Genomic DNA, 11,385 nt, shown 5'->3' with positions numbered 1-11,385 from the left:
TTTCCAGTTCATTATGCTTATCCATGGCGTTCCCCCACTTTGTCCGTTTCTTTATCTGTTTCTTATTCGACAAATAGTTCATTTTTCCTTGCCAAGGGTTGCTAAGAACTTTGATTCAACTTATATAGCTTGCTCAGCTATTACCTGGCATTCTTTTTGTTCGGGGTAGGAGCGGGTCTCATGATGCCAGGCTTTATGGCGGGTTCATCGCTCGCCGTTTCCCGCGAGCAACAGGGAGGCATAGCGGGTCTTTTAGCATCCGTTCAAGGTCTTTCGGCTGTGATTGCGCCAATTCTTAGCACAAGCCTTTACCAAGTAAATAGACATCTTCCGTTTGCAATCATCGCTGCTTTGGTTCTCGTGTTGGCCATAACGATGTTTACCGTGACAAATAGGACTGCCGAGAGCAGAGCGGGAACCGGTCAATAGCAATCATCCATATTAAATGGTTCATTTTTTTCGCACCCATTGATAATGATTATCTTTATCGTTAATATAGGATTAATGATTATAGTCATGCAATCCTCAATCTCATGTTGACTAGACAACAATATATCACCCTATATTACTAAGCACTTGCTGCTAAGTAGACTATACGAAGGAAGGGATAGACATGAGTGCCAAATCTGAAATGTCAGGTTTGATAAAAATAGCCAGTGAAAAAAAGGGATTATTAACAGCGGCCAGCTTGTTCTCCATTCTTTCAAGCCTGTTGCAAATCGCACCCTTTATCGCGGTATATAACATTATCGAGGAATTGTTGCGACATGCGCAGCAGCCTGCAAGCATAGACAAGGAATATATCCTATATTGGGGTATCTTTGCTCTCATCGCTTTGATTGCCGCGTTACTTACTTTATATATCGGTGTAATGTGTTCTCATATCGCAGCTTTTAACATCCTCTATAAGCTAAGGGTTCGACTGGCCGAGCATGTTGCAAAAGTTCCAATGGGTTATCATACGAAAACGGCGACAGGGGAACTTAAAAAAATAATCGAGGTCAGTGTTGAAAAAATAGAAAAATTTATTGCTCACCAATTGCCTGATACCGTCTGTGCGGTGATTATGCCGATTCTATTGATCAGCTATTTATTTTGGCTCGACTGGCGGCTGGCTCTCGTGCTGCTCATTCCGATCGGCATCGGATTTTGGCTGCAGTTCCGTATGTTCGGCAACGTAATGGGACAAACGGCCTACAGAGAATTTCAACATGCGGTGGAAGAAATGAATGCAACAGGCGTGGAATATGTCAGAGGTATGCCGGCAGTAAAAGTATTCGGGATCACGGCCGATTCATTTCTCACTTTCAAGCAAGCAGTGACCAGATACCGCGATATTTCTTTACATATTACGGATTTATTTAAGACACCGTACAGTTTCTTTTCTGTCATTGTAAGCTCTTTGTTTACTTTCATTATCCCCATCGGAATTATGTTGTTGAGCGGTAATTCCGGCAATCAATCGTTTGCGATTACGTTTATTTTGTTTCTCATTATTGCACCAAGCTTATCCACGCCGTTGTTGAATTTGATGTATCTGGGCGGCGGGCTGAGAGAAATTGTAGAAGGAAACAAGCGGATTGAAGCTGTGTTTGCGGAACCGGTTGTAACGGAGCCTGTTGTACCCCAAGTTCCTGTCAGTTACGATATCGCCTTCCAGCATGTTTCATTCGCATATGAACGGAAAGAAAGCAAAGATTTCAAATCAGTATTACAGGACATTTATTTTGTGGCAAAAGCAGGGGAAATGACAGCATTAGTCGGTCCTTCAGGCGGCGGAAAATCGACCATTGCCAATCTATTGCTTCGTTTTTGGGATGTTCAGGAGGGCGAGATAACGATTGGCGGCGTTCCGATTCGAGAGATGGGAACGAATAAGTTGATGGAAACCGTCTCCTTTGTATTTCAAGACGTTCATCTTTTTTACGATACGATTGAAGCGAATATTCGAATGGGCAATATGACAGTTTCCAAAGAAGCCGTCATTGAAGTCTCAAAGACTGCCTGCTGTCATGAATTCATCGAGAAGCTGGAGCACGGGTACGACACGAAAATAGGAGAGGGCGGCACCTATTTATCCGGGGGAGAGGCGCAACGAATTGCCATCGCTCGGGCGCTGCTTAAAAATGCGCCAATTCTGGTGCTGGACGAAGCGACGGCTTATGCGGACGCTGAAAACGAAAAGAAGATTCAGCAAGGGCTGATTGAGCTTGTGAAAGGGAAGACCGTCCTTATCATTGCTCATCGCCTGTCCACGATTCGTGCGGCAGAACAAATTCTTGTCGTCAAGCAAGGGGAAATCGTCGAACGCGGAACGCATGACGAACTGCGGGCAGAAAACGGGTTGTACGAGCAAATGTGGCAAGCACATCAAAGTGCCTCCTCTTGGAGACTGGGTGCGGAGAATATAATATCGCCACAAGCAATTCCTGCAGGGGAGGCTTCCAGATGAATCAATACTTTTACAACATTTCGGCAGGCAACATCAAAAATTTATGGCCTTCCGCTTTTGCAGCTATATTGGACGGCATAGCCAAAATCATTCCGGCAGCTTTGCTAATCGATATTTTTAATATCATTTATGAATCTTTTGCGTATCCGGAAAAGGGCTTGAACACCGGGCGGATGTGGATCGTATGCATCATTCTGATCGTCTGGCTGATGGTGTCCTATGCCGCTACTTCTTTTCTTTACGATAAATCCTTTAAAGCTGCCTATAGCTTGGCAGCATCCGGTCGCTTAAAAATGGCCGAGCACCTGCGACATCTATCGTTAGGTTATTTCGGACAGCGCGATCCAGGTGATATGACGAACTTATTGCTGAGCGACTACGGACAAGTCGAACATACGATATCTCACAATGTGCCGCAATTGATTAGCGCGATTATGCTGCCTGTACTGGCATTTGCGGGACTTGTATTTGTGGACTGGAGAATGGCATTGTCCATGTTCATAGCGGTCCCAATAGGGGGATTGCTGCTGTGGCTGACAGACTCGATTCAAGCGCGCTTAAGTGAACGTCATGTCAAAGCCAAAAATGAGGCTGCCAGTCGACTGCAGGAGTATTTAGCCGGTATACGCGAGATCAAAGCCCACAATATGGGCGGGGATCGGTTTGAACGTTTACGCCTTTCATTTGACCAATTGAAACGCGCTTCTATTCGGCTGGAAGGTCTCGTAGGTCCTCTGATTATGGGAGCGATGCTGCTGATCCGCTCCGGGATGACCATCATGATTTATGCCGGGAGCTATCTGCTTGTTGGCGGAACGTTGACTCTACCCATCTTTCTTTTGTTCTTGCTGCTTGGGACCCGAACATTTGAGCCGTTAACCGTCGTGTTAATGAACTATGGCGGAATGCGGTATTCTGCTTATAGCGCACAGAGGATCATGGACGTGCAGCAGCATGAACCGATGCAGGGCACGGCAAGCATCGAGTCTTCCGGGCCGATCGTATTTGACCATGTCACCTTTGGATATGACGCCGATACGCCTGTCCTGAAGGACTTGTCTTATACGATCCAACCGAATACGATCACGGCTTTGGTAGGACCGTCCGGAAGCGGGAAGAGCACCGTAACACGCTTGATTGCGCGCTTCTGGGAAGTTCAACAGGGAGAAATCAGGATTGGGGGACAATCCATTCGAGATGTCAATCCGGAAAACCTGCTGCAGCATATGTCCATGGTATTCCAGGATGTGTATCTATTCCAAGATACGATCGGCAACAATATCCGCATCGGCAACATGAACGCATCGCAAGCAGAGATTGAAGAAGCGGCCAAGCGCGCTTGTTGTCATGACTTCATCTCCCAATTGCCGCAAGGATATGATACGCCGGTAGGAGAAGGCGGCTCGACATTATCCGGAGGTGAGAAGCAGCGGATTTCGATTGCCAGAGCATTGTTGAAGAATGCGTCGATTGTGCTGCTGGATGAAGCAACCGCTTCTTTGGATCCGGAGAACGAGCTTGCTGTGCAGCAGGCCATCAATGAACTGGTTGCCAATAAAACGGTTATTCTGATTGCGCATCGCTTCAAAACGATTCAGAACGCAGACCAGATCCTTGTCCTTGAACATGGGAAACTCGTTGAAGAAGGTACTCATCAGGCACTGCTGGACCAAGAAGGGTTATATGCCAATTTGTGGAGGCTGCAACAGGACTCCAATGGCTGGCAAGTCAAATCTTGAATCGACATAAGGATGTTCACAACGAAACTTTTTCCTTTGGGAAAAAGTTTTTCGTATTTACAACATATTTTTATTAGGATAAAATGAACTCATCTTGATGGCACTTAGAGTGGAGGAGAGTAGCTTTGAAACTGCAAATAGACACCTGGGATTTGAGCGGCGCTTACGGGGACTGGCAAGATGTCACTCCATCCCCCCCACAGAAGCAGCACCATCAAATCTATTCCATTCCGACAGTGAGCGGAACAGGGCATTTACAACGGATTTTCTTAAGACAAGGCTTGGAGATCAATTGGTTCGACGCCGAATTGCACGAGCCGGTTACGATGGATGTCGGGATTCATTATCCTCACTTGGAAATCTCTTATACGATGTCTGGCACAGGCTGCTGGGAGACATCGACCCAAGCCTTCAACTTATCCGCAGGCGTCTCGTCGCTGATATATATGAGGGAGGCGAGGCTGCATGCCGAGCTGTCCCCAAAAGAGCCTTTGCAGCATATGGAGCTTCGCATCGATTTGCGGCATTTCGACGCCAATCTTCCCGAGTTGGAGCGATTGACGGCCAATCCGGTCTACTGCAGACAAACGGCAGGTTCTCCGCAAATTCCGCTCATCGTGGAGCAAATGAAGCATTGTCCGTATAACGGATCACTTCAGAAGCTTTACTTGGAAGGGAAAGCACTCGAATTGCTGGCCTTTCATTTAGATGGAGCGGATAAGGAAGAGATGAGACAGCAAGTGAAATCCAAGCTGACAGCCGAAGATATCCAATGCCTTCATGAAGCGAAGGCTATATTATCTCGTACTTGGAAGCAGCCTCCGAGCTTGCTTGGACTTGCAAGATTAACCGGGCTTAACGATTACAAGCTGAAGCTCGGCTTCAAAGAGTTGTTCGGCACGACTGTATTCGGTTATGTGCGAAGCCTGCGAATGAATGAAGCGCGATATATATTAGAGCAAGGAAAAGCCAATGTCAGTGAAACGGCCATCATGGTTGGGTATCACAATGTAAGCCACTTTGCGTCGCTCTTTCGCAAGACCTTCGGATACAACCCTAGTGAATTCGGAAAACTTGCCTCCGCAGTTGCTCTTTCCCAACAAAAGAATCCGCACATTGTTTCCAGGTGATTAGCCAAGAAAGCTAGCTTGACTCTTAAAGTAAATGAGGAATATTACGAATGCTCGTCAATCGCATTGCATTCCGCAAGCCATGGGCTATCACCTTGATCAGATGATTACTACGCGTACGAGCATGCGTATTCCGCATAAGTAGTGATGGATTAAATTACAATGGGCCAACAAAAAGGCGGCATATGCAAACATTGACTGGATTGATATGGAATAGGTTGTTAGTGAATACAGTCACGAATTGATGTTGAAGTAGCAGAATTATATCGATATAATAATTATATATAGAACATATTAAATATAACCTTTTTTTACAATGGGAGAAATGATATGAGTATTCAAAATAAGTTTGACTTTATGAAAACAGGAAAAATGTATAACGATTTAGATCCAGAAATAGTAGCGTATAGAGAGAAAATAGTACTGAAAACCAACGAATACAATCAAAGTTTCGGACAACCACGTGAAACAAGAGAAAAGATTCTCCAAGAATTTATGGGTAGCATTGGTGAAAATGTTCATTTTGAGCCAACATTCCGTTGTGAATTCGGAGCCAATATTCATATTGGCAATGATTTCTATGCAAATTTCGATTGTGTGATGTTAGATGGCGGGGAAATTACCATTGGTGATAACGTACTTTTTGGTCCCAGAGCTGGACTATACACTTCTAATCATGCCATTAACCATGAAGAACGTAAGCAAGGCGGTTGCTTTTCTAAGCCCATTAGAGTGGGGGATAATGTGTGGTTTGGAGCAAATGTAACGGTCATGCCCGGTGTTACTATTGGAGACAATACGGTGATTGGCGCTGGAAGTGTGGTTACTTCTGATATCCCAAGCAACGTGATTGCAGTTGGCGTTCCTTGTAAAGTGCTTAGAGAAATTACCGAAGCTGACAAGACCGACTATCTGCTAACACTAAGATAACGCCAAAGAGTAGCAATGCCGTAGTACATTGAACCAAAGGAGCCGCGTATATCGCGGTTTTTTTATTGTAACGATAATTTTTGCTGCTGAAATATTGGGATACGGCGAAAGAGGCTGAATCAACGTTATATTCAGACTTGAATTCTTAACTTTGTTGGTATAATATGTAATGGAATGAACATTCATTCCGCATGAAAGGTGAGATCTAGTGACGACGAATAAGAGAGAAGATATTTCACTAGCAGCATTGAATCTTTTTACCGAACGCGGTTTCGATGCGACGACCGTACCGATGATAGCAGACACTGCAAAAGTAGGCGCCGGTACCATTTATCGATATTTCGACAATAAAGAGGTTCTACTGAATTCCTTGTTTCAAGAATGCGTAGAGCAATTTTTCCAGACGATAACGCAAGGTTTTCCCGAATCCGGAACCGTTCGCCAGCAGTTTCATCACATTTTTTCTCAAACGATCCACTTCGCAAAAGCGAACAGGGAAGCTTTTTCGTTCATCGACTCGCACTTGAATCCTCGATTACTGGACGATAAAAGCCTGAAATCATTCGAAGTAGGCATGGATTTTATTCGTCACTTTTTAGTCCAAGGACAGCAGCAAGGCATTATCTCCTTGTTACCGCCTAATGCGTTGATCTCCATTTTCTATGGTGCTCTCGTCAAATTATTTGAAACGATAAGAGCGGAGGTACTGGAGGAAACGGACGAACTTCTTGCAGGCGTGGAGGAATGCTGCTGGAATGCGATCCGAGTCCATTGACTCGGTCGTCTTCATAACGCAAGCGGAATGAACATTCATTCCTACTTTAGTCCGCGTTCACTAAGGTCGATTTTCAGTACCAAAAGCAGGCGCCTATTGAACTACCTCTTGCCAAAAAGAAGTATGATATTTAAGGAGGCGTAGTAACATGTCCATTGCGATTCCACAGCCCAAATCGTACGGTCCACTCGGAAATGTGCCCCAAATTAATCCTGACACACCCGTTATGTCATTCATGAAGCTTGCGGAAGAATTCGGTGAAATTTATCGAATGAAGCTGCCGTTCGGAACCTTGCATGTTATTTCGGGATATGAATTGGCGAAAGAATTGAGTGATACATCACGCTTCGGCAAGGTCGTGGATAAAACGATTTTAGACAACGTGCGAGCTTTCGCAGGGGACGGCTTGTTCACGTCCGAAACCGATGATCTGAATTGGAAGAAGGCCCACAATATTTTGCTCCCGAGCTTCAGCCGCACGGCTATGCGCGGATATTTTGATATGATGCTGGATCTGGCCACGCAGCTTATTCAAAAGTGGTCGCGCCTGAATCCCGACGAATGCGTAGAGGTTCCGGAGGACATGACCAGGCTGGCAATGGATACGATCGGGTTATGCGGCTTCAATTATCGGTTCAACAGCTTCTATCGAGAACAACCCCATCCGTTCGTCACCAGTATGGTTCGGGCGTTGAATGAAGCTATGAATCAAGCTCAGCGTCTCGGCATTCAAGATAAGCTCATGATTAAGACGAGGCGCCAGTTTATGCAGGACATCGGGGTTATGTTCTCATTAGTGGATAAAATCATCGCCGAACGCAGAGCCCACGGTCATCAGGAGACGGATGACTTGTTAGCCCATATGCTGCAGGGAAAAGATCCGGATACGGGAGAAGCTTTGGATGATGCGAATATTCGTTTTCAGATCATTACGTTTTTGGTAGCCGGACACGAGACTACAAGCGGTTTATTGTCTTTTGCGTTGTATTTTCTGTTGAACAATCGCGATAAGCTGCAAAAGGGATATGAGGAAGTGGATCGCGTATTAACGGATCCCGTTCCGACTTACGCTCAGGTAAAGAACTTGAAATATATCCGGATGATTCTCGATGAGTCGCTGCGTCTATGGCCTACAGCCCCGGCCTTTAATCTGCAAGTGAAAGAAGATACGCTGCTCGCTGGAAAATATGCTATGAAACAAGGGGATCGCTTGCTTGTGCTGATCCCTCAATTGCATCGCGATGTTACCGCGTGGGGAGACGATGCGGAGGAATTCCGTCCGGAGCGGTTCGAGGATTCGAGCCGAATTCCCCATGATGCCTACAAACCATTCGGTATCGGTCAGCGGGCTTGCATCGGTCAGCAATTTGCTCTGCAAGAGGCGACGCTTGTGCTGGGACTGATTCTCAAACATTTCGAACTCATCGATCATACTCACTATCAATTGAAGTTAATGGAATCGCTAACATTGAAACCCGAAGGGTTCACCATGCAAGTCCGTGCCCGCAACAAACAAGCCGGCTATCTCCCTGCAGGCGGCGGGTGCAGTACGCAATCGGCAATGAATATAGCGGTTAATCAAGGCGAGCCGGATCAGGTGGAACGCCATGATACTCCGTTGCTGGTGCTTTATGGATCCGATCTTGGCACAGCGGAGGGTATTGCCCGGGAATTAGCGGATACGGCACGTTATCAAGGCTTCCGAAGCAAGGTTGCGCCTCTGAATGATTATACTGGCAAACTGCCCACAGACGGCGTTACTTATATTGTAACGGCTTCTTATAATGGCCAGCCGCCCAATAATGCGCACGGCTTCGTTCAGTGGTTGCAAGAAGTGACGCCCGGTGAATTGGAAGGTGTTCGTTATTGCGTCTTTGGTTGCGGTGACCATAACTGGGCCAGCACGTATCAGAGCGTCCCGAAATTCATTGACGAGCAGCTCGCATCCAAAGGAGCAACAAGGCTGCTTCCTATCGGGAAAGGCGACGCCAGCGGCGATTTCGAGACAGAGGTGGAAATCTGGCGTGATCAGTTGTGGCCTGCAGTCATGGGCTCATTCGGATTGAGCGTCAAAGAAAAGGAAAGACGCGTAACCCCTGCTTTGTCTATAGAGGTTGTCAGCGGAACGGTAGATGCACCGCTTGCCGAAACGTATAATGCCCATTACACAACGATACTAGACAACCACGAACTCCAAAAAGGAGGGGATGGGCGCAGTACGCGTCATATTGAAATCGAACTACCGGAAGGAGTGTCGTATCGAGAGGGAGATCATTTGGGCGTTTTTCCTCTGAATCGAAAAGAACTTGTCGAGCGTGTATTAAGCCGATTTGGGTTGAATGGCAACGACCATGTCATTCTGCATACGACCGGATTGAGCGTGGCGCACCTGCCGCTGGATCGCCCTGTAAAGCTATACGACCTGCTGAGCCGCAGCGTGGAATTGCAAGAGGCCGCAACTCGAGCGCAGATTCGGGAGCTTGCCGCATTGACCATATGTCCGCCGCATAAGCTAGAGCTGGAAGCTATGATGGGGGAAGAAGCATACAAATTGAACGTCCTTCAGAAACGGATTTCGATCCTTGACCTGTTGGAAAAATACGAGGCATGCGAAATGTCGTTCGAACGCTTTTTGGAGCTTTTGCCTCCTCTTAAATTTAGATACTATTCGATTTCCAGTTCTCCTCGCATACAGCCGCAGGAGGCCAGCATTACCGTTGGCGTTGTGCGCGGACCTGCATGGAGCGGCCAACATGAATATCGAGGGGTTGCTTCCAATTATCTTGCCGACATGCAGCCGGGAGATTCGATCGTGATGTTCGTGCGTACGCCGCAGTCGGGCTTCCAGCTTCCTGAAGATCCAGGGACTCCGATTATTATGGTAGGACCGGGGGTTGGGGTCGCGCCGTTCCGCGGGTTTCTTCAGGCACGTCGCGCACTCAAGCGAGATGGAGTTCATCTCGGCACAGCGCATCTCTATTTCGGCTGCCGCGATGCAATGGATCATATATACGAAGAAGAGCTGGAGCAGTACCAACAAGAGGGGCTTGTTACCGTACACACCGCATTTTCACGGATTAAAGGGCAGCCGAAAACTTATGTTCAACATCTGATGAAACAGCGTGAGCAGGAGCTAATCGGCATCTTGGATCAGGGAGGACGGTTCTATGTGTGCGGAGACGGGAGCAAGATGGCCCCAGATGTAGAGGCAACCCTGCAAAAATCTTATCAAGTTGTTCGCGGCGTTAGCGAAACAGAAGCAAAAAAATGGCTGGATCGTCTCGAGGTTGAAGGACATTATGTCAAAGACGTGTGGGCAGGCGGAAAAGCTTGATTTTATGGATTAACGATGCGCAAATGATGGTACTGTTACCTTACCATTATATTTGTTGCGAATGAAGGGCGCTCTCAGGCGAGCGTCCTTTTTAAATTCGCCGTTCTTGTTAAAGGCTTGGTATAAGGGATGAATCCGATTTAATTACATATGTACAAAATACTATGTAATCTCAAATTAGAGTCACTGTTATTCATAAATGTGTGCAGGATCACTCTCTTATTATACTGAAATGTTAAACTATAGCCGTACCCTATAAAGTAAGCAAAGAGAGGCGCAGCAGGCATGAAAGAAGCATTTACTTACTAAGACATGAAGTTAATCGGTCGGGAGAAGTTGGGAACCCAGGTGCCACTGGAGTTGTTCCGGACAATCCGCTTGATTGGCTTACATCAAGCACTGCCTATGGGCGGGAAGGGAACTACCGTCACAATTGGCCGCAAAATAGGAGAATCGCTGCCTGTATCCACGTTAGAGGATATCTTGGTTCTGTTCGAAGAGCTTCAGATTGGTATTCCTAAAGTTGTATATCAGGATGAGCATAAGCTTCGGATAGCAGTTGAGGAATGTTTCTGCAAGGGGCTTCCGGTGATGGAAGGGAAGATGGTCTGTGATTTGGAAGGAGCCATATTAGAAGGGGCTATCAATAAAATATGGAAAGACAAGGTATCCGTGCGAGAAGTTATGTGCAACGTATGCGGGGATGATCATTGTGAATATGAGATCCGTTATATACGATAGGGTTTGCCCAATACATAAAAAACTATAGTTGTCGTTCCTCTCGATTAACTTGCCGAAATAGAAGCTTCCCACTATTGATTAGTGAGGAGGCTTTTTTTATATATTTTTTAAAACAAGGGGGTTCCCATGGCGATACAGTACATTCCCTAATGGGGACTTAGGCGGAGGATTATGGACAACCATTCGGTTGGCGCTTTCTGTTTTTTTGAATAGCATTTGGACGAATGTCACAATTCGAAGATTTGGATTGTTATATAGGATGAAGGCGGATGGGAGGTGAACCT

7 protein-coding genes and 1 pseudogene are annotated in these 11,385 nt (G+C 46.3%); all 8 read left to right on the top strand.

Going from position 1 to position 11,385, the window contains the following annotated elements:
* Positions 1–126: 126 nt before the first annotated feature.
* Positions 127–429, top strand: a pseudogene (locus M3650_RS19675) (MFS transporter); the annotation flags it as partial.
* A 184-nt stretch (positions 430–613) separates the two neighbouring features.
* Positions 614–2,452 carry an ABC transporter ATP-binding protein gene (locus M3650_RS19670; protein ID WP_251577058.1) on the top strand — a complete coding sequence of 613 codons (1,839 nt, stop codon included), beginning with the start codon at positions 614–616 and terminating at the stop codon, positions 2,450–2,452.
* Entirely contained in the window at positions 2,449–4,191 is a 1,743-nt protein-coding gene (locus M3650_RS19665; RefSeq protein ID WP_251577057.1) for an ABC transporter ATP-binding protein, read from the top strand. The genes M3650_RS19670 and M3650_RS19665 overlap by 4 nt, the downstream gene beginning before the upstream one ends.
* 125 nt (positions 4,192–4,316) lie before the next feature.
* Positions 4,317–5,321, top strand: a complete 1,005-nt coding sequence (locus M3650_RS19660) for a helix-turn-helix transcriptional regulator (RefSeq protein ID WP_251577056.1) — start codon at positions 4,317–4,319, stop codon at positions 5,319–5,321.
* 330 nt (positions 5,322–5,651) lie between these two features.
* Complete coding sequence (locus tag M3650_RS19655; RefSeq protein ID WP_019422208.1) at positions 5,652–6,251, top strand: sugar O-acetyltransferase; 600 nt, start codon at positions 5,652–5,654, stop codon at positions 6,249–6,251.
* 208 nt (positions 6,252–6,459) lie between these two features.
* Positions 6,460–7,026 (top strand): TetR/AcrR family transcriptional regulator, encoded by a 567-nt coding sequence (locus tag M3650_RS19650; RefSeq protein WP_251577055.1) that lies wholly within the window; start codon positions 6,460–6,462, stop codon positions 7,024–7,026.
* A gap of 148 nt (positions 7,027–7,174) precedes the next feature.
* The gene (locus M3650_RS19645) at positions 7,175–10,360 is read left to right on the top strand and encodes a bifunctional cytochrome P450/NADPH--P450 reductase (RefSeq protein ID WP_251577054.1); all 3,186 of its coding nucleotides are present in this window, start codon (positions 7,175–7,177) and stop codon (positions 10,358–10,360) included.
* A gap of 312 nt (positions 10,361–10,672) precedes the next feature.
* Positions 10,673–11,101 (top strand): V4R domain-containing protein, encoded by a 429-nt coding sequence (locus M3650_RS19640; RefSeq protein WP_251577053.1) that lies wholly within the window; start codon positions 10,673–10,675, stop codon positions 11,099–11,101.
* Positions 11,102–11,385 lie beyond the last annotated feature (284 nt).

Source organism: Paenibacillus sp. MER TA 81-3, assembly GCF_023713585.1.
GTDB lineage: Bacteria > Bacillota > Bacilli > Paenibacillales > Paenibacillaceae > Paenibacillus_B > Paenibacillus_B profundus.
This window is presented reverse-complemented; position numbering and strand designations above follow the sequence as displayed.

Coding starts and splice junctions, on each gene's coding strand:
- M3650_RS19665 (WP_251577057.1), top strand. CDS start 2,449: ATGAATCAATACTTTTACAACATTTCGGCAGGCAACATCAAAAATTTA.
- M3650_RS19640 (WP_251577053.1), top strand. CDS start 10,673: ATGAAGTTAATCGGTCGGGAGAAGTTGGGAACCCAGGTGCCACTGGAG.
- M3650_RS19655 (WP_019422208.1), top strand. CDS start 5,652: ATGAGTATTCAAAATAAGTTTGACTTTATGAAAACAGGAAAAATGTAT.
- M3650_RS19670 (WP_251577058.1), top strand. CDS start 614: ATGAGTGCCAAATCTGAAATGTCAGGTTTGATAAAAATAGCCAGTGAA.
- M3650_RS19645 (WP_251577054.1), top strand. CDS start 7,175: ATGTCCATTGCGATTCCACAGCCCAAATCGTACGGTCCACTCGGAAAT.